Below are 24,570 nucleotides of genomic sequence, written 5' to 3' on the forward strand. Positions count from 1 at the left end.
TTAGATTGCGTCACAAGGTGATGGCGTACCTAACACAGGTACTAATTCATTTAAAAATTGATAGTCACCAGAAAATAGCCACTTACCCTGCTTGAACTCACCAAGTTCAGAGTTGCCAATTACAGCAGAGAAAGTGTTATATTCAGCGATATACTGATAAGTTGAAATTGGCAGGGTTGGGGTCTTTACATTTAGGTCGGCAATTAATTTTAATGCCGAAATAATATTGTCAGATTGAGCTTGCGCTACTGCCTTTTGCCTTGCAAGCACCTGAATTAGTTTGCTTTCAGTAATACTTGATGATTTATATTGTGTTAGCGCAGTGAGTAGCGATTCGCTTTCTTCAATGAAATTAACAACATTTCTAGCATCATCAATCGTTGTTTGAAAGTCACTCGCTAAAGTTTGCTGTTCACTTAAGCTAATAACACCAGCAAAATAGGCAGCTTGAATATACTTTGGAGCTACCTGTTCTAAATCGTCATATTTGAAAACTTTAACCTGATCTTGCCAGAGACTTGCTTCTTCAATAACAGCTTCTGCCGAATTATTAGTTATAGCTAAAGCAAGCTCGACCGTTGCCTCTTCTCCTTCAACTTCGCCAGTTACTGTCAGCGTTGTTTGTTCATTATTTTCTACCTCATCAATGGTAATTGTTAGTTGCTGGTTAGCCACTGACGCTGATATATAATTGCGAACTGGTGCTGTTGAAAACGTATAAGTAATACCTTTTGTGCTATTGGTGCTTTCATTTAAATCAACGGTAATAGTTGATTTTTCATCAAGGGTAATATTTATATTTTCAGCTGAAGATAATGAAAGTGAATATGTAATTTTTGTCGGTGTATTTTGCTCATTGCTTGATGATGAACCTCCGCCACCACATGCTATTAAAGATAATGAAATAGCGCTAGCTACTAGCATTTTATGATACGTTTTAATCATTTAAATTCCCTCGTACTGACTTCGCTCAACAGCAACAAGGTATCAAATGGTCACAACTCAAAAGTACTGACGTACAGTTAAAAAAAAACCACAACAATAATTCTATTTTTTTTATTCTTATTAGTTTTGCATATCAAGGGTATGAAAAAACACCGACATAATGTCGGTGTTTAAAGTCAAGAAGAATACAGGCTAAACAAGTAGTTAACGAAGTTTTTTCTTTAGCCAAGCTTTGGCAAAACGTAGGTCATTTTCAATTGTTCTTACTGATACATCAAGCAAACGAGCGATTTCTTTATTGCTTCTTTGGGCGAAATATCGAAGTTCAAGTACTTCAGCTTGACGAGGGTACTGTGTTGCTAGCAATTCAATTTCATCGTTCATGGTGATAATAGCCGTTTGCTGTGGTGCCTTTTCATCCACTTTGTTGGTAACAGCATCTGATTCAAATAGCGTTTTATCTGGATTTCTTGATTTAGCTTTTACCTGTTTTCGATAATGATCAATAAACACATTTCTCACCGCTGAATTCACATAGCTATAAAACTGGCGTTGCGTTTCAATAGAAATTTGAGATTCCGCCTGACTTAATTTTAGATAGGCATCATGCGCGATATCCGTTGCCGACATATTGATAATTGCAGTATTGGCGTCTTTAGGAAGGTTTTCATGATTAATTTTCGCATATTCCTTAATTTTTAAATAAGCAAAGTTCATGAGTAACTTTGTTGCTTTAAGATCACCTGATTGCCAGCCTTTAATCAGTGCAAGTACTTCTTGTTCTTCCATACAAGTAACTACGTTTAATTTTTTCTGCGATTTGAATATCTTCCAAAATGGTAAATTTTCCAGATTTGTAATAAGTATCAATCCATAGTTGATTATTAATCATTTGAAAATTGACAGTAGAGTTGTGTCCATGGACAACTGCCATGACATTGTTTATCGGTAAACAATGGTGATTATTAAAGTCGATACGTTGCCAAATATAAGGCGGTACATTTTTATGATTTACGTTAAGCGTTTGCAATGAAAGCCAGTCTTTTGGGGCATCCGCATGTACTACACCAATATTGCCTAAAGTTGTTTGGACAGTTAAAGACAATGGCATTTTAATTCGAATCAGTTGCGCCAAATTAAACAATGCGGACATATCGTCTTGGTAGTCATTTATCCAACTACCACCATTTTTTAATAGCACACTCCAATAAGCAGCATCATCAAACCCCTGTAAAAACATCGCTTCATGATTGCCAAGGGTACTAAAAAACCAAGGCTCCATTAATAATTCTAAACACCCTTTCGATTCACTTCCTCTGTCAATTAAGTCGCCAGCACAAAATAACCTATCTTGGGTAAAATCAAATGCTAGTTCGTCCAACTGAGTCATCAGTGCCGTTTTATTGCCATGAATGTCACCGACAAAAAAATTCCTACCTTGACGGTTGATATCTATAGTTCTGTGCGGTTTTACTTTTTCAAGCAACATGATTAACACCTGCCTCAGGTAAAAAATTGACCTATGATAAACGATTATCAACCACTAATTCAGCTGACGTAAAACAATCAAAATTCCACAATAGCTAGCTTATTTTTCTAACCGTCCTAAAAATTGATGATATAAAGAATTGTCTGGAAAATGCTTATTCAACAGCACCTTCAACGCCATTAATGCCTCGCGAGGTTGTTTTTTACCCTGTTTTTTTGTCAAAAAGGCAGTTTGGACTAAATTAACCTTCGTTTGCCAAGCATTATCAGGCGATAACACTTTATTAGACAGTATTAACGCTGCTTCATTTATTAAAGATTCAGCATAAGCTAGTTCGTCTGCGTCAATCATTATCATTGCCACTTTGAGATCAAGATCCACTTTATAGACAGAATGTGATTTTTCATAGCTACTCCAAGGAATTTGCTTGTAGTAGTTTACTACTCTGTTTATATCGAGCGACTGAAAAAATAGTGCTTGGTACCAAAAAATATCAATTCGTTCTCGTAATATAGACAAGGCTGATTTATCATTAGAAACTTCTTGGTAGCGGCGATAAAATACGGGGTTTGGTGAATCAATCGTGGAGACATTCGCCAATATATCTAAGTCCGCCAATAGTCCTTGGTTTATAATCGCAGCATAATCTACATTTTTTCTCGCTGATGTTGTGTTCAGTCGCTGTATATCGTTATTGATATTGACCAGCAGCAAATCAACATCCCTTGGCTTCGCACTCAGTGTGCGGTAGAAGCCTTTTAATGTATTTGCGACGAGGCCAACAACGAATGATGTTCTTTCCGCTTCAGGCGATGTTAAATAATAATCAAAATAACGCTGGGCAATCTCTTGGTATTGAGCAAATTCGCCAGCCCCCTCTAACGCATTGAGTAACACATTCATGGCCTGCAAATATTGCGCACCAGTAATATCAGCATATTGCTCGGCTTGCCGCACGGCTTTGTAGGCTAAAGCAACACTTTGTTGTGGATTTGAATATAAAAAACCTTTAGATAGTTCGCCATAGCGCATAATTAAATTAGGGTGATCCGCTCCCAGTACTTTTTCACTGTATTCAATAGCAATACGTGCGTGTTTTTTGGCAACATCTGGTTGGTTCAAATAATTATAAAGCTTGGCTAAAACCAGCTCGCCACGAGCGATATCATCTAATCCGTTATTCTCTCTGTGTAATGAAAGAGACTGCTCTAACAAATTGGCGCTCTCACGCAACACAGGAGCGATTTGTTCGTTTATAACGTTTTCAGGATATTGTTCAAATGGGTAGATGGTATTGTTGGCAAATTCAAATTGGGTTAATAAACCACGGGCTAAAAAGCCAGTCACTTCAGCCTGTTGTTTTAAAGACAACGCATCCCAATAATGGTCTATTATGCCACGCAATAGCTCAGTATGTTTATTACCACTTGCTACTCTGGCGTCAGAGGTTGCTTGGGTGTATTTAGTACCATCCATATAGCGATGATAGAAAAATGCTTGCCTGATGGTTTCAGGTACATTCTGTTCCTCGTCAAAAAAGCTAAGTCGTTTCACTAGTTGATTGGTATCTTCATCGATCAGATCAAGATCAAATAAATGCGTTAACATTTGAATAAGATTAGATGCAGCCTCATAAGCAATATCAGGATCACTTAGCTTGTCTACATCATTGATAATCTTTTTATACAGCCGCCGCGCTTCAACTGTATAGCCTTTACTGTTGTAGCTATTAGCCAATGTAAAGGTTAATTGTGCAACCGAATCAGGATTTAATCTATCATCTTTTAAAATATCCAAGGCGCTTGCTAGCAACCTTTCTGGGCTTACATCAACTCCATTGCTCTTTTTTCTGTCCATTAACGCTAATATTTGCGTCAACTTTTGCGTCATCAAATCCGATTGCTCATTCGCTTTAAGTAGATTTTCATTTTGAAAAAACAGGCTGATCAACAATGCTGCAATAAACATAGTGCCAACAAAGGCTATAAGCGACGCCAAGCGATGACGAGCAAAAACAAACTTTTTAAAGCGATACCAAGGGCTTGCATTGTAGGCTTGAACAACTTTTTTCTTGATAAATCGCTCAACATCTTGCTGCAATTCGATAACAGATGTATACCGTTCTGCCAATTGTTCAGCAGTCGCTTTTACAACAATACTATTAAGCTCTTGAGTATAAGGTGATTTATTAGGCAATGGAGCAACGACTAACTTCTCTAGAATTTTACCAAGCGCATAAATATCACTCAGCATAGAAGGTCGATTACCGGCAAGCAATTCCGGACTTGCATAACTGGCGGTCATCGCATTTAGATACATGGAATAAATAGAGTTTTTATCACCTTCCCTGCTGTTAAACATACGCGCGATACCAAAATCGAGTACTTTTACTTCATTGTCTTTATCAATCAAAATGTTTGAAGGTTTTAAGTCAGCGTGAATAACCTGCATTTGATGAGCATGATTAATTGCTGCGCATATGTCGCAAAAAAGTACGAGCTTTTCGTTCAAAGACATTCTTGATTCGGTAAACGCCTTATCAATCGTGCAGCCATCAACAAATTCCATGATAATGAATCGATCACCATTTTCGCTAAGGCCAGCATCAAAAACTTTACCAATATTGGGGTGTGCAAGCTTGGCCATAAAGCCAGCTTCTCGAATCAGTGCTTTGTCACCAATCACCTCTTCTAATGATTGATATAGCACTTTAATAGCAACGGTTTGCTCAAACTGGCCATCGGTTCTGCATGCTTTGTAAACACTGCCCATTCCTCCTTGTGCAATAAGCGCTTTGAGCGTAAAAGCCCCCATTGTCTGTCCAATAAGATTTTGTCCCGACTCAAAGACGGTTGCACTTTTATTTGCCAGAATAGAAGACCAAAACGCTGTAGCTGATTGCAGATGACTTAGATCATCGGCAATCATCTCGACAAGTTCATCATATAAATCAGGATGTTCAGTACTAACTTCTTCAAGTAGCAATTTTTGTTCACTAGGAGAAAGGGAAATGGCCTTTACAAAATATTCGTACAACATGTAGTTTAACAAATCGAATGTTTATAGTGCCATAAGATAACATTGTTCTTTAATCTTAATAAACCATATTTTTATATATTTATCAGATAGGTAAGATGGCGGTGACGGAGAGATTCGAACTCTCGATACGTTGCCGTATACACACTTTCCAGGCGTGCTCCTTCAGCCACTCGGACACGTCACCATTTTTATAATGCTTTACTGAAAGCTTGAATAAAGAATCTTTAAAGCGGCGTTATGTTAGGTAAATTAGCGCCGTTTAGCAATCATTTATCTGTTTTTTACGAACAAGTGCTCAATAAATAATCGTTCTTAGTTTATCGTTTTATATTTGCAGAAAACTCAAGCATTCGATTTAACGAGCGAAGTGCGCCTTCACGAAGCGACATATCAACAAAAACTTCCTTACCCGTTTTATCCAAAAGCGCTTCCTCAATCGCCTTTAAGCCATTCATTGCCATCCACGGGCAATGGGCACAGCTTTTACATGTAGCCCCTTCCCCAGCGGTTGGTGCTTCAAAGAATTCTTTCTCTGGGCACAATTGCTGCATTTTATAAAAAATACCGCGGTCGGTCGCCACGATGAATTTTTGATTAGGTAACTCTTGCGCCGCTTTTATCAATTGGCTTGTTGAACCTACCGCGTCGGCAATATCGACGACTTCAATTGGTGATTCTGGATGAACTAATACCGCAGCATCTGGATGCAAGGCTTTCATGTCCAATAATGCTTTGGTTTTGAATTCATCATGAACGATACAAGCGCCCTGCCACATTAACATGTCGGCACCTGTTTGTTTTTGAATATAGTTACCTAAATGGCGATCTGGCCCCCATAATATTTTCTCACCTTGCTCATCTAAATGCTCGACAATTTCTAGGGCACATGATGAGGTAACAATCCAATCAGCTCTTGCCTTAACTGCTGTTGACGTATTGGCATAAACAACAACCGTTCTGTCTGGGTGCTGATCGCAAAACTCGCTAAACTCTTTAATTGGACAACCTAAATCCAGTGAGCATGTCGCTTCTAATGTCGGCATAATCACCGTTTTTTCTGGTGTTAATACTTTTGCCGTTTCCCCCATAAAACGGACACCTGCGACCACTAAGGTTTGAGCGCTGTGTTTGTTACCAAAGCGAGCCATCTCAAGGGAGTCAGCAACGCAACCACCCGTTTCTTCAGCTAAGGCTTGAATTTCAGGATCAGTATAGTAATGAGCTACCAAAACGGCATCTTTTTCAATTAACAATTGCTTTATTCGATTCTTATACTCCGTTTTCTCTTGCTCGCTTAAAACCGCTGGCTTGGCAGGAAACTTAAAATCGAAATCAACAGCTAAATTACTTTGCGACATTACTTACTCGCTACTGGTTAAATAAGGTCGGCAATTATACGCCAATGATCATCAAAAGTGTATAACCGCGTAATCATGACGTCATAATCAATAGCTATCCTTGCCTATGCACAATTGATTAGTAAAAAATCCAATAGTTTAGCCACAAAAGTGAGAATGAAACTATCAGTGTGGCTTATCTTGGCCTTAGATTAGTAAGTAAAGGTAGATTAAAGAGCAAGTAGTTGGTTATGAAGGATTAAAACCTTCTACCTGTTATCTGGGTATTAGCGTTAAAAACCTTAGCTTGTATTTCTTGATTAAAAATAACGTAGAGAGAAAGTGGTGGGTCGTGAAGGATTTGAACCTTCGACCAATTACTTGGGTATTAGCGTTAAAAGCCTTGGCTTGTATTTCTTGATTAAAAATAACGCAGAGAGAAAGTGGTGGGTCGTGAAGAATTTGAGCCTTCGACCTGTTACTTGGGTATTAGCGTTAAAAGCCTTGGCTTGTATGTCTTGATTAAAAATAACGCAGAGAGAAAGTGGTGGGTCGTGAAGGATTTGAACCTTCGACCAGTTACTTGGGTATTAGCGTTAAAAGCCTTGGTTTGTATTTCTTGATTAAAAATAAAGTAGAGAGAAAGTGGTGGGTCGTGAAGGATTTGAACCTTCGACAAATTGGTTAAAAGCCAACTGCTCTACCAACTGAGCTAACGACCCATAAGAGTGTTTAATGGTGAAAAGAAAGTGGTGGGTCGTGAAGGATTTGAACCTTCGACAAATTGGTTAAAAGCCAACTGCTCTACCAACTGAGCTAACGACCCGAAGTCTTTTCTAGTTAATTAATAAAGTGGTGGGTCGTGAAGGATTTGAACCTTCGACAAATTGGTTAAAAGCCAACTGCTCTACCAACTGAGCTAACGACCCTTTCTTTATTAACTAACGCGTTAAGCTTGGTGCCTCAACGCGCCGCATATGATACTTATATATTTTGATAGTGCAACAACAAATTACAGTTTTTTTAAATATCCTGACTGTTTGCACAAAAAGCCAGCATATAGAGCAAGTTATCATCTAATTTATAGCAGTTAATCTCGCCTGAGCAAGTTTAGCAGCACTAGAATCTGGATACTCACTAACGACCTGTTGATAGTATTTTTGTGCTTTAGCTTCATTATTTTGTTTTTGCGCAACCATGCCAAGTTTAAGTAAAGCATCACTACGTTTAGACGAATCTGGGTGTTGATTAACAACAACCTCAAATTCTTGTTGTGCCTGAGCAATTTCTGCTTTATTAAACAACAGTTGTCCTAACCAATAATGAGCATTAGCTGCATAGCTTGAATTAGGGAAACGTTGATTAAACGCTTTAAACTCTGGAATTGCTAAATCATAGTTCTTTTCTTTAAGAACCAAGTTTACCGCACGATCGTACGCTTCGTTTTCAGTTAGATTATTACTATAATCTACTGCTTCCTTTTCCGGTGCGACGATTGTACTTGGTACCGAATTAGCTGGTTTTAAAGCTTGGTTCACGCGTCGTTCTAACTCTTGATAAAGCTCTCTTTGCCTTTCAAGAATTTGTGATATTTGGTGAGTATGTAGCTCGGTAACGCCACGCAATTCATTTACTTCGTTTTGAAGCTCATCTAATTGACGTTGCATTTTTATTTGCGCTCGGTTACGAGCTTCTAATTTACGCTCTAACGCTGTGATTCGTTCAGCATCAGACTGATAATTAGCAGTATTGCTATTACTGTAATCAATAACAGGCGCAGGATCTGCTGCCATCACGGAAAACGTGACAACAGCAGATGAAACGCTCAATAAAACTTTTGATAGTTTCATTTAACGCCCTAATTAGTAAACTAAAACAGCACGACGGTTTTTAGCAAAAGCACTTTCTGTGCGATCTTTAACCATAGGCTTTTCTTCACCATAGCTTACAACGCTTAGTTGTGAAGGCAATACACCCATATTTTCCAAATAAGTAACAACGGCTTTGGCACGACGTTCACCTAAAGCAATGTTATATTCAGGTGTACCACGCTCATCGGCATGCCCTTCAATTAACACTGAGATGTTGCTATTTTCGCTAAGGAACTTAGCATGCGCATCTAAAATTGCAGAGAACTCACTGTTGATGCTTGATTTGTCAAAATCGAAGTAAACAATATGTTCAGAACGTAATCTTTCAAGCTCTTGACGTTTTTGCTCTTCAATCTCTTGCGCACGCGTCATCGCACTTGTTTGCACGTTGTCTTGCGTTTCTACAGTTGTTTGAGTTTGAGCATTGGTATCTACTTGGCTATCTGAATCAGAGTCAGAGTTTGAACTACAAGCAGCTAATGTCATCATTGGAAGCGCAATAGCAAGAGCTTTCATGGTTTTATTCAAGCGCATTATTTTTTCCTTATTGTTTCTACAATTTTTAAATTAATTCTTAATATTATTATAAAAATGGCGACCAAGCCGGTGCTTTAACCTCACCATTTAATGCTGGCAAGCGAGCTTTAAATCGACCATCGACCGACACTAAACTAAGTACTTGGCGTCTATTATGCAAAGTACTATAAATTATCATACCGCCATTTGGTGCAACACTAGGCGATTCGTCCAAACGAGTTTTGGTCAACACCTGAAACGTGCCAGTATCCAAATCTTGTTTAGCAAGATGATACTTCCCTCTTGTTCTGTTTACCATCACAAGTTCACGACCATCTGGTGTCAGCGAGCCACCTAAGTTCATTTCTCCATTGAACGTTAATCGTCGTTTTTTACCATCGATTAAATTTACGCGATATAGCTGCGCTTTTCCACCCCGTTCTGAACTAAATATCAACGAATTACCATCTGGACTCCAACTTGGTTCTGTATCAATGGCACGATGACGTGTAATTCTACGTAGTTTTTTAGTGGCTAACTCCATCACATAAATTTCAGGATTACCATCTTTAGACAGTACCATAGCTAATTTTTTGCCATCTGGCGAGAACCTAGGCGCACTATTTATCCCATTAAATGAGCTAATCAACGTGCGTTTACCCGTATAGATGTCAATCGTAAAGATTTGAGCTTGATGATTCTCAAAAGTTACATAAGCTAATTTCTCGCCTTTAGGGTGCCAATCAGGTGACATTAGCGGCTCTTTGGAGCTTAGTAATACGTGCTCATTGTAACCATCATAATCTGCAACAACGAGCTGATAGGGGTAATTTCCTGAATCGCGAACGATCACATAAGCAATTTTAGTCAAAAAAGCACCGCGAGTACCGGTTAACTTTTCATAAACGACATCACTAATTTGATGTGCATAGCGTCTAAATTGATCAACAGCGATCTCTACACTGCTTTGGTGATAAATATGATCAGATGATTCAATTAATCGACCATTACTTAACATTTGTTTTTGGCCACCAGTAATTTGACCGCGAATAACATCGACCAATTGATACTCTACTCGATAACGACCAACGCCAGTTTGACTTACCTGGCCAACAAGAATGGCTTCTACCCCTTCACTTGCCCAGGCGGCATAATCAATTTCATTATCTTTATTTGGCATTTGAGGGAAGCGTACCGAGCTTATCGGGTTAAATTTACCACTGCGCATCAAATCGTCACTGATGGTTTTAGATAACGATTCTGGCATCTGCCCAACGCCATTCCATTTAAAAGGTACGATAGCAATTGGGCGAGCTTCATTTAAACCTTCTGTAATAACAATTTCTAATGTAGCGAATGCTTTAGAGGTGATTAAGCTCATCATCAAGAGTACGAACAGGCTTATTTTTTTCATAGTAAATTACAGTCTTCTCTTATTAAAATTCAGGTACTACGGTTAAGCTGATAGTACGCATTTCTTTAAAAACTTCGGGATCTTTTGAAACTGGCAAGGTTCCAGCTTTATAAACAGCAGCCTTAGCTGCGTTACATACTACTCTATTGCCCTGCCCGATCACAACATTAGTCACAAAACCAGATGGCGCCAAGCTAATAGTGAGTCGACACGACTTACCTTCCATCGTGGCTTTATCAGTAATTAAGTTACGTTGGATCGTTTGCGTAATTAATGCTGTATATCGACCAATTTCGGTCATCATCTGTTGACGTCGGGCACGCTGCCTACTCGCCATTTCCTCTGCCATTTGTTGCTCAAGCAAACGTTGTTGTTCGGCACGCTCTTTCGCTTCTAACTCTTTTCTTTTGCGTTCAGCTGCTTGTTTTTGTTCAAGCTCTTTTTTACGTTTAGCTTCTTTCTCTCGACGGGCTTTTTCTTCTGCAGCCTTCTTTTCAGCGGCTTTTTGCTCTGCTAATTTTTTCTTGCGCGCTTTTTCAGCAGCGATTTTACGGGCTTTTTCTGCCTCAGCCTTACGCTTCTTCTCTTTTTCTATCCTTAGTTTTCGCGCCTTCTCTCGTTTAGCGGCCTCAACTTTCTCTATTTCCTTTCGCTCTTGCGCTGCTTTTTCTTCTTTTATTTTATTAATTTGCGCTTCAATGGTTTTACGCTCTACCGCTACCGCTTTTATCGGTTGCATAGGCATAGATTGCATCGGTGTTGGTTTTGGTATATCAGAAGTAAAATCACCTAAAAACAACGTTGCTAAAACAACAACATGTAATAGCACGCTTTTAGAGGTTGGCGATAATTGAGCCAAATAAGTTATCCACTTTAACTTCAACGCTTAATTCTCCGGCGAATCGGTCATAAGGCCCACGGAAGGTACTCCGGCTTGTTTTTGTAAGATAACCATCAGTTGAATCACAGCATCATAAGAAACCGCACCATCTCCATTAACCACAACGGGTGTATCGGGTGCTTTTTCAAGTTGAGCTTTTACCAACGCAGCCAACTCATCAGCTTCCATTGGCTCATTCTTACTCGCCCCTACGGCTAAGTAATAGCGACCTTGAGCATCAACTGAAGCCACCAATGGTGGTTTAGTGTCTTTGCTTAACGGTTCAGCGTCAGCTTTAGGTAATTCTACTTTTACCCCTTGCGTAATTAATGGTGCCGTTACCATAAAAATAATTAATAGCACCAACATCACGTCGATATAAGGAACAACGTTTATTTCAGCGACTTTTTTTCTTCTTACACGATTGTACATAGCTAAAAAGTCCTCGCTTAGTGTTGTTCACTCACAGTTTGGCGCTGCAAAATACTTGAAAACTCTTCCATGAAGTTAGCGTAACTATTCTCAAGTTTTTCTACTTGGTGACTAAAGCGGTTAAACGCCATAACTGCTGGGATAGCAGCGAATAAGCCCATTGCTGTGGCGATTAACGCTTCGGCAATACCCGGAGCAACCATTGCTAACGTCGCTTGCTCTACTGCACCTAACGCGATAAACGAATTCATAATTCCCCAAACCGTACCAAACAAGCCAATGTACGGGCTAATAGAACCAACCGTCGCCATTAAGGGTAAATGGGTTTCTAATTCATCAACTTCACGAGACAATGAAACTCGCATTGCTCGATGAGTTCCATCGATAATGGCTTGTGGTGAGCTAACATGACTTTTTCGTAAGCGTGCGAACTCTTTGAAGCCAGCAACAAATAAACTTTCAATACCGTAAACATGCGCTCTCGCACTTATTTCACTGTAAAGTTTACTAAGATCGGCACCACTCCAAAATTTATCTTCAAATACTTGTAACTGCTTACGGGCATCAGCTAGTACTTTGCGGCGTTGAAATATCACCGCCCAACTGGCAATAGAAAAACCTAACAAGGTCAACATCACCAATTTTACTAAAAGACTTGCTTGCAAAAATAAATCAAAAAAAGAAAGTTCAGCTGACACGTTTTAATGCTCCTAATATCGTTTTGGGGATGGCACACGGCTTGGCTAAAGCCAGATTGACACAAGCTATCTTCACAGTTACGTGACACAATAATTGTTGTTTTTCAGAAAATAATTGTTGTTTGAAAACAACACTCGCACTCTTAAGTTGTTCAATTGTTGTGGTTATTTCAAGCAAATCATCAAGTTTTGCTGACGCCAAATTGTCCATTTCAACACTTCTGACCACAAAACCAAGATTTTGTTCTAAAAAATAAGATTGGTTAATGCCAAGACTTCTCAATAACTCTGTTCGAGCCCTTTCAAAGAACTTTAGGTAGTTGGCATAATAAACGATACCACCGGCGTCGGTATCTTCGTAATATACCCGAATTTTATAGTGTGCTATCTCGTCTGACATTAATTATTTTTGATAAGTAAAACTATTGTAATTAAAGGCCTGCGATATAGTAATAGAATTGCTTGGCAACAAACAAGTGTTTCTGCGATAAGATTGTAAGAAAATACAAAATAGTTGCTTTCTTATTCATATTCTGTAGAGTGGTGTTCGTTATCTATCAATAGCACCCATCCATTAGTTTTTCTAATCCGAAGTATATAATTTTTTTAGATTGCCTAAAGTAATTACTCTAAGTAGAATACACTTACTTTCTGAGCTAGCGCAATGATTTGATTTTCTCCCCTGATATCCAGTCATTAGCCAGAGGTAACTTGAGTAGATACTTTGTAAGTTTATTTATTCTCTCTGACATGTTTTTCTGGAAATAGAATTCCTTCTATCAACTTTAGAATTAAGTTGGCCCGCACAGTTGTGCGGGCTTTTTTTTGTCTAAAATTCGGGTGGCTAAAAGTCAGGTTTGCTAATCAGTCGGTTTATTGATTTTAAAATGCTGATACGCTTTATCTGTAACAATTCGACCTCTGGGCGTACGCTGTAAAAACCCTTGTTGAATTAAAAATGGCTCAAGTACATCTTCAATAGTTTCTCGTTCTTCACCAATTGCCGCAGCGATGTTATCAAGACCTACTGGTCCTCCCATAAACTTATCAATAATTGCTTCAAGCAACTTTCTGTCCATAATATCAAAACCTTCATTATCAACTTCAAGCATGCTTAACGCATTCGCGGCGGTTTGCTGGGTAACAATCCCTTGCGTTTTTACATCAGCATAATCTCGAACTCGTCTAAGCAATCGATTAGCTATTCTAGGGGTACCTCTTGAGCGCCTAGCAACTTCAAATGCCCCTTGGTCGTCAATAGTAAGGTTTAAAAAATGGGCTGAACGGTTAACAATATCTGTTAAGTCTTTATTATTATAAAACTCTAAGCGCTGGACAATGCCAAAACGGTCACGTAATGGCGAGGTTAACGCACCTGCTCGGGTGGTCGCTCCAACTAAAGTAAAAGGCGGTAAATCAAGTTTAATTGAACGAGCTGCGGGCCCCTCACCGATCATAATATCGAGTTGGTAGTCTTCCATAGCCGGATAAAGAATTTCTTCGACAACTGGGCTTAATCGATGGATTTCATCAATAAATAAGACATCGTTTTCTTCAAGATTAGTCAATAACGCGGCTAAATCACCTGCTTTTTCCAGCACAGGGCCCGACGTGGTGCGAATATTTACGCCCATTTCGTTGGCGACAATATTGGCTAATGTCGTTTTACCTAAGCCAGGTGGACCAAATATTAATAAATGATCAAGGGGCTCTCCACGTTGCTTGGCCGCTTGAATAAAGATCTCCATTTGTGATTTAACATGATCCTGCCCTGTATAATCAGTGAGCATTTTCGGGCGAATGGCACGATCAACACTTTCATCTTCTTTTGTTGATACCGGTTGAACTAATCGATCAGCTTCTATCATATTGTTTTAAACTTTATTTAGGGTCTGTTTACAGCATCGATTTAAGTGCTTCGCGAATTAAATCTTCACTGTTCATGTCTTTTTGATAAATCATTTTAATGGCTTTATCTGCTTGCGATTGATTGTAACCTAAAGAAACCAGCGCGTTAATAGCATCTCCTTTAGCATCATTTACAAGTAATGGCTGCGCTGCATTAATGTTGGTATTAACGGTAAAGGAAATATCGGCACCATCGCTATGCCAATCTTTTAACCGGTCGCGCATTTCAATCAGTAATCGTTCAGCTGTCTTTTTCCCGACACCAGGTATCTTAACAATCGTACTTAAATCATCATGCATTACGCAGCTAACAAACTGCTCAGCTGACATACCAGATAAAATTGCCAAGGCGAGTTTCGGGCCGACACCATTAACCTTAATTAATAAACGAAACAGCTTACGCTCGGTCTTATTAGAAAAACCATACAATAACTGAGCATCTTCACGGACGACAAAATGGGTGAAAATTATCGCTTCTTGATTGACATCAGGTAAGGCGTAGATACTCGTCATCGGCATAGTAACCTCATAACCGACACCTTGGCATTCAATTAAGATTTCAGGGGCGACTTTTTCAATTAATAAGCCACGTAATCGACCAATCAAAATAATTTCTCTTAGAAAAGTACAACATGGCGTTACCATAGCACTAGATAAATATACAGTAAAGTATATTTATGATTAACCATAGCCGTTGGTATAATTAAGCGACAGCGACAAAGTATTCATATACCAATTACATTAAATGTAAATGAACAATAGGCTACTAACGTAGGCGCCTGCGCACGGTTTTAGTTGCTTGACCAGCCATTTTTGATAATGAATCATGGCTATGAGCATGACAAAGTGCCACTGCCAGCGCATCTGCTGCATCAGCTTGAGGAGAAGCCGGAAGCGACAAAATTGATTTCACCATGTGTTGTACTTGTGTTTTATCAGCAGCACCACTACCAACCACCGATTGCTTGATTTGTCTTGCTGAATATTCTGCGATACTTAATCCAGCATTGGTCGCCGCAACAATTGCTGCGCCTCTCGCCTGCCCGAGTTTAAGCGCTGAATCAGGGTTTTTCGCCATGAATACTTGCTCAATCGCAAACATGTCAGGTTTAAATTGAACAATTAGCTCAGAAACGCCAGCAAAAATAGTCTGCAATCTAAGACCTAAATCATCACCAGCCGATAATGCCTTAATGCAGCCGCTTCCCAAATACGTAATTTTGCGACCATCTTGGTCGATAACGCCGTAACCTGTGAACCGAGATCCTGGGTCAATACCTAAAATAATACTCAATGCATACCTACTGTATTTTTTGTATTCTGGCCTATATAACCGCAGCTCTACATTAGAAATGCATTTCTAACGCCTATTTTTACTTACTTCTGCGTTCTATTATCTTGAAATAGCAAGCTATTCCTAAAGCAATGCGCCTTGAATTCAGTAAAAAGTAGCACGCTATAAAGACATGGTAAACTTCGGTGTTTGATTTTATACGTTTCGTGCTATGTCTAATACAACCTGAGGTTATGTAGGCAATAAAAATGCAGCTAAAGAAGCTTTAGCTGCATCAATTAGATTTATATTAATCTACGCCAATTAACAAGTGAATAGAAGCGTTAACACGTATTCTTGTTACTTTTCGTTAGTCACTTAATCTTGCGCTTTTTCTTGAGCTAGGGTTTGAATACCTAATTCAACTAACTGCTCTGGGTTTGCATTACCCGGTGCATTGGTTAAAGGACAAGCCGCTGTTGTCGTTTTTGGAAACGCCATTACGTCACGAATTGAGCTTGCGCCTGTCATTAACATCACTAAGCGATCGAGACCAAACGCTAAACCTGCATGAGGAGGCGCACCGTACTGAAGCGCTTCAAGTAAAAAGCCAAACTTTTCTTGCGCTTCTTCATCACTGATCCCTAAGATACGAAATACAGCAGATTGCATCGCTTGGTCGTAAATACGAACAGAACCACCACCTAATTCACAACCGTTCAATACCATGTCATAAGCATCTGATAATGCTGTGGTTGGATTGGCTTCAAGCGCTTCAGGTGTCAAATTGGTAGGTGCCGTGAATGGATGATGCAATGCATGCATATGGCCATCAATTTCTTCAAACATTGGGAAGTCAACCACCCAAAGCGGTTTCCACTCGTCGCTAACAATGCCGAGCTCTTCACCTAATTTAAGGCGCAACGCACCTAACGCTTCGGTAACAATACTGTAGTTATCTGAACCGAAGAAAATGATATCACCAGTTTGTGCATTAGTGCGTTCTAGCAAAGCATTAACCGCAGACTCAGATAAGAATTTTAGTATCGGAGATTGTAAACCTTCCATACCCGCGTCACGATCATTAACTTTCATCCATGGCATACCTTTAGCGCCATAGATACCGACAAATTTGGTTAACTCATCAATTGCCTTGCGAGAGAATTTATCAGCACCACCAGGAACACAAATAACCGCGACGCGCCCTTTTTCGTCATTTGCCGGACCAGAAAACACTTTAAATTCAACATCTTTTAAAATGTCAGCCACGTCAACAATCTCTAATGGATTACGCAAGTCTGGTTTATCTGAACCGAAACGACGCATCGCTTCGCTGTAAGGCATACGAGGAAATTCACCTAAATCCACATCAAGTAACTTGATGAATAATTCGCGGATCATCTTTTCCGTCACTTCCATCACTTGATCAGCACTCATAAACGAGGTTTCAATATCAATTTGAGTGAATTCTGGCTGACGATCAGCACGTAAATCTTCATCACGGAAACATTTTACAATTTGATAGTAACGCTCCATCCCAGACATCATTAATAACTGCTTGAACAGCTGTGGTGACTGAGGTAAAGCAAAGAAACTACCTTTGTGAGTGCGACTTGGTACTAAGTAATCGCGTGCGCCTTCAGGTGTGGCAGCCGTTAATATGGGTGTTTCAATATCTAAGAAACCTTGTGCTTCCAAAGATTCACGTACAGCAGAAGTAACCTTTGCACGAAAGCGAATTCGCTCGGTCATTTCAGGACGACGTAAGTCTAAATAGCGATATTTTAATCGCTGTTCTTCAGAATTTGTTTGGTTTGAATCAAGTGGTAATGGTGCTGACTTATTTAAAATAGTCAGATCTAAGCCTAAAACTTCAATTCCACCCGTTGCCATATCTTTGTTGACTTGGCCTTCAGGACGCGCCCTTACTTTACCTTTAACTTGCACACAAAACTCATTACGCAATGTGTTCGCTTTTTCTAATACTTCAGGGAAATCAGGATCATAAACTACTTGCACAATGCCTTCTCGATCACGCAAATCTAGAAAGATCACTGCACCTAGGTCACGGCGGCGGTTAACCCAACCGCATAATGTAATTTCTTGTCCGATGTGAGATTCATTAACCTCACCACAATAAAGCGTACGCATAATTATTTTTGCCTTGATAACACGTGAATCAGCTAAATCGTTCCGCTGAATTCATATTGACGTAAAAAATGACCGACATTATATAGAAATACCTGCTTTTGTCACCTAATGAACGCGGATATTCGCATAACAATTGAGATGTTAGCACTCGCGTTGTTATTAACATTTAAACCTTTGCCAATTTCAGTTAAAATGCTGCGATAAACCGAGAGTTAACCGATTACCATTGCGTAAACAGAGTATTGATGACGACACCTGATACCGACCTTATTTTTTCTAAAAAGCACGATAAGCTAAAAGACTTTACCTTTGACCGGCAAGTGGTTGAGGTATTTCCAGATATGATTTCGCGCTCTGTACCTGGCTATAACACGATCATTGACACTATTGGACGCTTAAGTCAGCAATATGTTAAAGATTCATCGCGTGTTTATGATCTTGGGTGTTCGCTTGGTGCCGCCACGTTAGCAATGCGCAAAGCGATTACAGCGATAGATTGTAAAATCATCGGCATAGATAACTCAGCTGCGATGGTAGAACGTTGCCAAATGCACGTAAACGCTTTCAAAGGCAAGACACCCGTCGAAATTATTGAAGCTAATATTTTAGATGTTGAGATTACTAATGCTTCCATGGTGGTATTAAACTTTACCCTACAGTTCGTTGAGCCAGAACAAAGAGCTAAGCTAATAAAGAAAATTGCCGATGGCTTAAATCCTGGTGGTTTATTAGTGTTGTCAGAAAAAGTAACCGATGCAGACAAAAACTGCGACCAATTACTTATTGATTTACATCACAATTTTAAGCGTGCGAACGGTTATAGTGAACTTGAAATCGCCCAAAAGCGAACCGCTCTTGAAAACGTAATGAAACCCGATAGTCTATCTACCCATTTCGCTCGCTTATCCGATGCAGGCTTTCGTCATATGACACCATGGTTTCAATGTTTTAATTTTATGTCTTTGGTTGCCATTAAATGATTAATTACAATCGCTTTTATCAACAAATTGCTCAAAATCGTTTAAGCCATTGGCTTAATACTTTGCCCGCTCAGCTGACACAATGGCAAAAACAGCACCTACATGGTGAATTTGCCCAATGGCAAAAAACCTTAGAAGCATTGCCTGAAACAACGTCAAGTAGCATTGACTTAAGTACGCAAGTAAGCGCGGGGAATAGAGATGATATCAATGAAGGTCAGTACAAACGTATTGAAAACCTGTTAAAAAAGTTTAAACCTTGGCGCAAAGGCCCTTATCACATCCATGGCTTACATATTGATACCGAGTGGCGTTCGGATTTTAAATGGGACAGATTAAAAAATCATATTAGTCCGTTAGCTGATCGTTATGTACTCGATATTGGTTGTGGTAGCGGCTATCACCTATGGCGCATGCGTGGGGAACAAGCTAAATTCGTCGTTGGTATTGACCCAACACAGCTTTTTCTCGCGCAGTTTAATGCTATTCAACACTTTATTAAGGATGATTGTGTAAATTTATTACCGCTAGGGGTCGAAGACTTACCTGAACTCAAAGCCTTTGATACCGTTTTTGCTATGGGTGTACTTTATCACCGCCGCTCACCAATTGATTTTCTTTATCAGCTCAAAAGCCAGCTTGCGAAAAATGGTGAACTAGTATTAGAAACCTTGGTGGTTGATGGTGATGAAAACACGGTATTAGTGCCTGGTGAACGCTACGCAAAAATGCGTAATGTTTGGTTTTTGCCAAGTTGTGATGCAATGTGTGCATGGATGGCTCGGGTTGGTTTTAAAAACATTCGCGTTGTAAATACCGATATCACGGCGTTGGAAGAACAACGGAAAACCGATTGGATAGATACTGAATCATTACAAGATTTTCTTGATCCTAATGATTTAAGTAAAACCATAGAAGGTTACCCAGCGCCTAAACGGGCGATTTTTATCGCTAATAATTAGTTAGCTAGCTAGAGCGTGTTGATCTTTGCGGTACAAATTTTGTTCGAATTAAACGTGATTTAATCAAGGCGGAGCGAATACAGTATAGTTATTCTATACAAATGAGCTAAAACAACGAGTAAATCACGTTTAAACGAATCCGAAGGACAGCGCCCATTTGAAATTTCTACTTCGTTATTGCCTATTTATGGGGAATAACCACATTACATAGGTTCTGCCTTGTATGAATTTCAAACGAACTGCTGCAAAAATGCACACCAAAGATCAACACGCTCTAGTTATTACTGATATTTTTCCATTATTAACTGATATGTGCCGTTTTCACGCATTTTTTGAATGTTTTTATCAAATACATCTCGGATTTCTTTTGAACGAAATCCGACTGAATAAGGTCGTTCACCAAAAATATAATGCAGTTTAAACGGTTTGGCTAACTCGCGATCAGGATGACTCTGTAAGTAATATTTAAAGATATTAACGTCAAGCACAATCACTTCAGTACGACGTAAAAAAAGCAGCTCCATTTGCTTATTTTGATCCGGCAATTCACGGTAATCCATAAAAGCGCCTATCATGGCACCAAACTCTTCACCCAAGTAGCGTCTTGCATTTTGAAACGCTGTAACTGACTTACCGGTTAAATCTGCAATAGAGTCAATGGTATAGTTTTTTTCCAATAAACTTACAGCAACATTTTGATAGGTAACGTAGGGTTTACTCATGTACATTGAGGGATAATCAAATTCTGGTGGTAAAGTCAGCACGCCATCGGCATTATACTGATGATAACCTGTCGTGCCTCGACCAAACGGAATATGAATAAAGTTTAGCTCTATATTGAGCTCCTTCAGTGCTTCTTTCATCAATTCTAATTGAATCCCTGTTTGCCCCTCCATTACATAAGGCGGCTTAGGTAACCCGGTAACAATTGTTTTGCTTAGTTTAGATTCGGGTACGATTTTTTCCATTTCCTGAGAATATAAAGGTTTCGCGTAACTGCTAATAGCTATCAACATTACGATAACAACTTGTTTAATTGATATCATGAAGCGCACAATGTCCATTGAAGTAAATAATTGAATAATAAATCGATAAACGGTTAGATAAACAAATTAAAATTGGTTATGTTTATAATAAAGATATTAGCTAATCCGTTGTTACTCATTCTATTTTAGCAGTTTACTCATCGGTTGCTAATCTAATAAATAAAAATATAGGTAGTATATGTCGAATGTTTGGTTCGAACGTCAGAATAACAACGTGGCTCAACGACAAAACGATCATCGCAGTCCTTTTCAACGAGATCGAGCCAGAATACTCCATTCAGCAGCTTTTAGGCGTTTACAGTCAAAAACACAAGTAATGGGGAGTGGTCAAAGTGACTTTTATCGCACCCGATTAACACATTCCCTTGAAGCGGCTCAAATTGGCTCAGGTATCAGTGCTCAACTGCGTATAAAAGCGCCAGTATTAACCGAGCAACTCTTTCCTACTGATGATAGCTTAATAGAGTCTTTATGTTTGGCTCATGATATTGGCCACCCTCCTTTTGGGCATGGTGGAGAGGTAGCATTGCATTATATGATGCGTGATCATGGAGGCTTCGAAGGCAATGGACAAACCCTACGTATCGTCTCAAATCTAGAACCCTTTAGTGAGCATCACGGCATGAATTTGGCCAGACGAACGTTACTTGGCCTAATAAAATACCCGCAAACGCTAACGGCTTTATCGAGTTTAAAAACCATTGAAACGCCAGCTAGCTTCAGACAATTAAAGGCAAGCGATTGGCACCCGCCAAAAGGTATTTATCAAGACGATATCAATACACTAGATTGGATTTTGTCACCATTGTCAGAGCACGATAAACAGCAATTTCAACAAGTGATAACACACGCAGAAAAACATAGTAAAACGCGCTTTAAATCACTCGATTGCTCTATCATGGAGTTGGCTGATGATATTGCATACGGAATTCACGATCTTGAAGATGCTATCGTTACTGGCGTTGTCAATCGTGATGATTTTAACGAGCATGTTATTAACAAGTTAAATGCACTTGAAGACAGGGAGCTAGATAAAATTTCAAAGCACCTCTGTGCTTGGTTATTTAGTAATAAAACTTATCAACAAAAGGAAGCCATTGGTGGTTTAGTTAACTTCCTGATCACAGCAATCGAATTAGTTGATCTTAATGAACATGAACAGACAAGTTTTAAGGAACCATTGCTGCGCTACAATGCAAAACATCCGCTTGTTGCTAATAAAACCTTAAAAATATTTAAAGATTTCGTTTACGACTTTGTCATCAAACGTACCGATATTCAACATCATGAATATCGCGGTCAACAAATTGTCATGGAACTCTTTGAAGCGCTTGCATCAGATCCAAAACGTTTATTGCCTGTTAACGCGCTTAATCGCTATAAACAGACCCTAGCAGACGGTAAGGACGGTTATCGAGTGATTGCTGATTATGTCGCTGGCATGACTGATGACTTTGCAACGAACCTTTATCAACGCTTATTTATCCCAGATCATGCAAGAGCTTCTCATGACTTGCACTTATGACCATAAGTAGTTTAAATCAATGTTAGACATATATGTTGGCGGATCAGCAAAGAAAATACTTGAGCATATTGTCAGGAAAAGATTGCTCCACACGGAAGCTTAACAGCTAATCAATGTATTTAATTTAGTCGGTGTCATGTCCTTGTTCTGGTCAACTCCATGACAAGAGACTTGAGACAAAGTAAGGCATTAAATACGTTTAAATTATTTTTTCGTTTGTGGATATCCGTCATTTTCATAATCGCTACAAATTGATTAATTAGGTTAAGCATGCTGCCAACTGAGGCAACAACACATAACCACCTTACTTTTTAAAAATGATTCATTTGCCTGTCTTATTTACAATATGGTTGTAGGTCCAAATACTTCATAGTGAATATTTTCTGTGTCATATCCGATTGCAATAAAAAATTGGTTTAACACCGCCATAAAAGGTTTGGGACCACAAATATACACCTGTGAATTAGTTGTGTTGTAGTCATTTGACGCTAACCACTCTTCAATAATTTCCACACTTAGATAGCCTTTATGGTCTCCTGCGCTAGAGTTTTCAAAGCAGCGTTTATAGATGAATTGATTATCAAAGCTGAGTGTTTTTAATTTCTCTGCAAAGATCTGATGATCTTCATCTTTTGAACACTGGATAAACATATTTTCATCATTGCCTTTACCTCGAAATAGTGATTCTTCAAGCATGCTCATCATTGGCGTTATTCCAACACCACCTGCAATAAATATATTTTTCTTATCATTGTCCTTTAATGTAAATACGCCTGTAGGTGCTTGTAATTGTATAGCATCACTCACTTTGCAATCATGTAGATAATTTGAAACCACACCGCTAGGTTCTGCTTTAACTGTTATTTTGAATTCACCAAAGCTTGATAAAGAGTACTGACGAATTTGATAATGCTCACTACCGTTTGGACGCACCCTTACACCAACATATTGGCCACCTTTGAACTCAGGTACCGATTCTAAATCAACTGGCTTAAAATAAAAGGATTTAACCCGATTAGCTTCTTGTTCAATACGATCTATATAAAAATCACGGAAGCCTTCCCAACCACCGGTTTGTTGTTTATTTTCATTATATATTTCCTGCTCTACATTGATAAATACATCTGCCAATATTCCATAAGCCTCTCCCCACGCTATTATAGCTGGATGCTTTTCATTAATTGATAATACTTCTTGTATCGCACCTAACAAAGTCGCACCAACAACAGAATAATGCAGTTTTTTGATGCCTAAACTGGCATGCTTGTGTGCAATTCTTTGTACGGTGGGTATTAATATTTCAACATTGTCTATATTTTTTGCATAAGTAATCACCGCATCACTTAAGGCTCTTGATTGCTCACCTTTACCTTGGTTAGCCATATTGAATATGTTTTTAAGAAATGGATGGTGCTCGAACAAATTTTTATAAAACACATCCGTGATTGCACGTCCATGCTCTTCTAGAAGTGGCACTGTTGATTTAATAACATTAATAGTTTGAATAGATAACATAAAACCCTCTTTTAAGATTCATTTTAGATACATCTTTTAAAACATGAATATTATATGTATATTTATATAAGTCAATACAATAAAGAGAGTGTTATGCAATTAACTAAACACACAGATTATGCTTTTCGCGTATTAATTTATCTTGCGAGTATGAATAAAGAGATGACAACCATTAAAGAAATAGCTGAAAAATTTGACATATCTAAAACCCATGTAATGAAAATTGTGAACGAATTGGCAAATATGGGTTGGATTAAATCAACTAGAGGAAAGAATGGTGGCATTTCACTGGGTACAGAGCCAAAAAAGATCAGCTTAAGACATGTGGTTGAAGTAATGGAGAAAACACTGAAGCCTGTTAGTTGTTCAGAACCCATGTGTTACATCAAAGGAATTTGTCTTTTAAAACCAATATTAATTACCGCACAAGAAGAGTTCCTAAATTATCTAGACAAACATACCATAGCAGATTTGATAAATGAACGGCTGAAAGACAAACTGGAAATGAATATAATATAATATTGATTTTGTTGTGAATTTAGCGAAATTCTGGTTAAAGAAAACCTCGTAGGGACTTTAGCAGAGAACT

General features: G+C 38.9%; 22 protein-coding genes and 4 tRNA genes. 4 read left to right on the forward strand and 22 right to left on the reverse strand.

Going from position 1 to position 24,570, the window contains the following annotated elements; all coding sequences use genetic code 11:
- From ACSLUH_RS02145 to aspS, 20 genes are all read right to left on the reverse strand, one after another.
- Entirely contained in the window at positions 1 to 945 is a 945-nt protein-coding gene (locus ACSLUH_RS02145) for a hypothetical protein (RefSeq protein ID WP_448564129.1), read from the reverse strand.
- 204 nt (positions 946 to 1,149) lie between these two features.
- Entirely contained in the window at positions 1,150 to 1,734 is a 585-nt protein-coding gene (locus ACSLUH_RS02150) for an ECF-type sigma factor (protein ID WP_448564131.1), read from the reverse strand.
- Positions 1,703 to 2,434, reverse strand: coding sequence for a metallophosphoesterase (locus tag ACSLUH_RS02155; protein WP_448564133.1), 732 nt, complete (start codon positions 2,432 to 2,434; stop codon positions 1,703 to 1,705). Before ACSLUH_RS02155 ends, ACSLUH_RS02150 begins: the two co-directional genes overlap by 32 nt.
- Positions 2,435 to 2,533: 99 nt before the next feature.
- Entirely contained in the window at positions 2,534 to 5,473 is a 2,940-nt protein-coding gene (locus ACSLUH_RS02160; protein WP_448564135.1) for a serine/threonine-protein kinase, read from the reverse strand.
- Positions 5,474 to 5,569: 96 nt separating this feature from the next.
- Positions 5,570 to 5,657 (reverse strand) — tRNA-Ser (locus tag ACSLUH_RS02165).
- A gap of 133 nt (positions 5,658 to 5,790) precedes the next feature.
- A complete protein-coding gene (gene nadA, locus ACSLUH_RS02170; protein WP_448564137.1) occupies positions 5,791 to 6,831 on the reverse strand; it encodes a quinolinate synthase NadA in 1,041 nt (346 codons plus the stop codon).
- 625 nt (positions 6,832 to 7,456) lie between these two features.
- Positions 7,457 to 7,532 (reverse strand) — tRNA-Lys (locus ACSLUH_RS02175).
- 28 nt (positions 7,533 to 7,560) lie between these two features.
- Positions 7,561 to 7,636, reverse strand: a tRNA-Lys gene (locus ACSLUH_RS02180).
- A gap of 27 nt (positions 7,637 to 7,663) precedes the next feature.
- Positions 7,664 to 7,739, reverse strand: a tRNA-Lys gene (locus tag ACSLUH_RS02185).
- A 147-nt stretch (positions 7,740 to 7,886) separates the two neighbouring features.
- Positions 7,887 to 8,660, reverse strand: a complete 774-nt coding sequence (ybgF, locus tag ACSLUH_RS02190; RefSeq protein WP_448564139.1) for a tol-pal system protein YbgF — start codon at positions 8,658 to 8,660, stop codon at positions 7,887 to 7,889.
- A gap of 12 nt (positions 8,661 to 8,672) precedes the next feature.
- Entirely contained in the window at positions 8,673 to 9,215 is a 543-nt protein-coding gene (gene pal / locus ACSLUH_RS02195) for a peptidoglycan-associated lipoprotein Pal (RefSeq protein WP_448564141.1), read from the reverse strand.
- A 49-nt stretch (positions 9,216 to 9,264) separates the two neighbouring features.
- Positions 9,265 to 10,611 carry a Tol-Pal system beta propeller repeat protein TolB gene (gene tolB / locus ACSLUH_RS02200; protein WP_448564143.1) on the reverse strand — a complete coding sequence of 449 codons (1,347 nt, stop codon included), beginning with the start codon at positions 10,609 to 10,611 and terminating at the stop codon, positions 9,265 to 9,267.
- A gap of 22 nt (positions 10,612 to 10,633) precedes the next feature.
- A complete protein-coding gene (gene tolA, locus ACSLUH_RS02205) occupies positions 10,634 to 11,470 on the reverse strand; it encodes a cell envelope integrity protein TolA (RefSeq protein WP_448564145.1) in 837 nt (278 codons plus the stop codon).
- A gap of 27 nt (positions 11,471 to 11,497) precedes the next feature.
- Positions 11,498 to 11,923 (reverse strand): protein TolR, encoded by a 426-nt coding sequence (tolR, locus tag ACSLUH_RS02210; RefSeq protein ID WP_448564147.1) that lies wholly within the window; start codon positions 11,921 to 11,923, stop codon positions 11,498 to 11,500.
- Between the two features lie 17 nt (positions 11,924 to 11,940).
- Positions 11,941 to 12,621, reverse strand: coding sequence for a protein TolQ (gene tolQ / locus ACSLUH_RS02215; protein ID WP_448564149.1), 681 nt, complete (start codon positions 12,619 to 12,621; stop codon positions 11,941 to 11,943).
- Positions 12,611 to 13,021, reverse strand: a complete 411-nt coding sequence (gene ybgC / locus ACSLUH_RS02220) for a tol-pal system-associated acyl-CoA thioesterase (RefSeq protein ID WP_448564151.1) — start codon at positions 13,019 to 13,021, stop codon at positions 12,611 to 12,613. The genes tolQ and ybgC overlap by 11 nt, the downstream gene beginning before the upstream one ends.
- A 460-nt stretch (positions 13,022 to 13,481) precedes the next feature.
- Positions 13,482 to 14,489, reverse strand: coding sequence for a Holliday junction branch migration DNA helicase RuvB (gene ruvB / locus ACSLUH_RS02225; protein ID WP_448564153.1), 1,008 nt, complete (start codon positions 14,487 to 14,489; stop codon positions 13,482 to 13,484).
- 28 nt (positions 14,490 to 14,517) lie between these two features.
- Entirely contained in the window at positions 14,518 to 15,135 is a 618-nt protein-coding gene (ruvA, locus tag ACSLUH_RS02230; protein WP_448564155.1) for a Holliday junction branch migration protein RuvA, read from the reverse strand.
- Positions 15,136 to 15,295: 160 nt separating this feature from the next.
- The gene (ruvC, locus tag ACSLUH_RS02235) at positions 15,296 to 15,823 is read right to left on the reverse strand and encodes a crossover junction endodeoxyribonuclease RuvC (protein WP_448564157.1); all 528 of its coding nucleotides are present in this window, start codon (positions 15,821 to 15,823) and stop codon (positions 15,296 to 15,298) included.
- 357 nt (positions 15,824 to 16,180) lie between these two features.
- Entirely contained in the window at positions 16,181 to 17,953 is a 1,773-nt protein-coding gene (gene aspS / locus ACSLUH_RS02240; RefSeq protein WP_448564159.1) for an aspartate--tRNA ligase, read from the reverse strand.
- Positions 17,954 to 18,198: 245 nt separating this feature from the next.
- On the opposite strand from aspS, the gene cmoA reads away from it, so the two are divergent.
- Both cmoA and cmoB read left to right on the forward strand, forming a co-directional pair.
- The gene (gene cmoA, locus ACSLUH_RS02245) at positions 18,199 to 18,933 is read left to right on the forward strand and encodes a carboxy-S-adenosyl-L-methionine synthase CmoA (protein ID WP_448564161.1); all 735 of its coding nucleotides are present in this window, start codon (positions 18,199 to 18,201) and stop codon (positions 18,931 to 18,933) included.
- Positions 18,930 to 19,895, forward strand: a complete 966-nt coding sequence (cmoB, locus tag ACSLUH_RS02250; RefSeq protein ID WP_448564163.1) for a tRNA 5-methoxyuridine(34)/uridine 5-oxyacetic acid(34) synthase CmoB — start codon at positions 18,930 to 18,932, stop codon at positions 19,893 to 19,895. Before cmoA ends, cmoB begins: the two co-directional genes overlap by 4 nt.
- Before the next feature lie 281 nt (positions 19,896 to 20,176).
- Here the strand turns inward: cmoB and ACSLUH_RS02255 are convergent, their stop codons facing one another.
- Entirely contained in the window at positions 20,177 to 20,941 is a 765-nt protein-coding gene (locus tag ACSLUH_RS02255; RefSeq protein WP_448564165.1) for a substrate-binding periplasmic protein, read from the reverse strand.
- A gap of 178 nt (positions 20,942 to 21,119) precedes the next feature.
- On the opposite strand from ACSLUH_RS02255, the gene ACSLUH_RS02260 reads away from it, so the two are divergent.
- The gene (locus ACSLUH_RS02260; RefSeq protein ID WP_448564167.1) at positions 21,120 to 22,466 is read left to right on the forward strand and encodes an anti-phage deoxyguanosine triphosphatase; all 1,347 of its coding nucleotides are present in this window, start codon (positions 21,120 to 21,122) and stop codon (positions 22,464 to 22,466) included.
- A gap of 339 nt (positions 22,467 to 22,805) precedes the next feature.
- Here ACSLUH_RS02260 and hmpA read toward each other — a convergent pair whose 3' ends face one another.
- Positions 22,806 to 23,981 (reverse strand): NO-inducible flavohemoprotein, encoded by a 1,176-nt coding sequence (hmpA, locus tag ACSLUH_RS02265; protein WP_448564169.1) that lies wholly within the window; start codon positions 23,979 to 23,981, stop codon positions 22,806 to 22,808.
- 93 nt (positions 23,982 to 24,074) lie between these two features.
- Between hmpA and ACSLUH_RS02270 the strand changes: the two genes are divergently transcribed.
- The gene (locus ACSLUH_RS02270; RefSeq protein ID WP_448564170.1) at positions 24,075 to 24,500 is read left to right on the forward strand and encodes an RrF2 family transcriptional regulator; all 426 of its coding nucleotides are present in this window, start codon (positions 24,075 to 24,077) and stop codon (positions 24,498 to 24,500) included.
- Positions 24,501 to 24,570: the final 70 nt, after the last annotated feature.

This window comes from Thalassotalea ganghwensis (assembly GCF_053485795.1).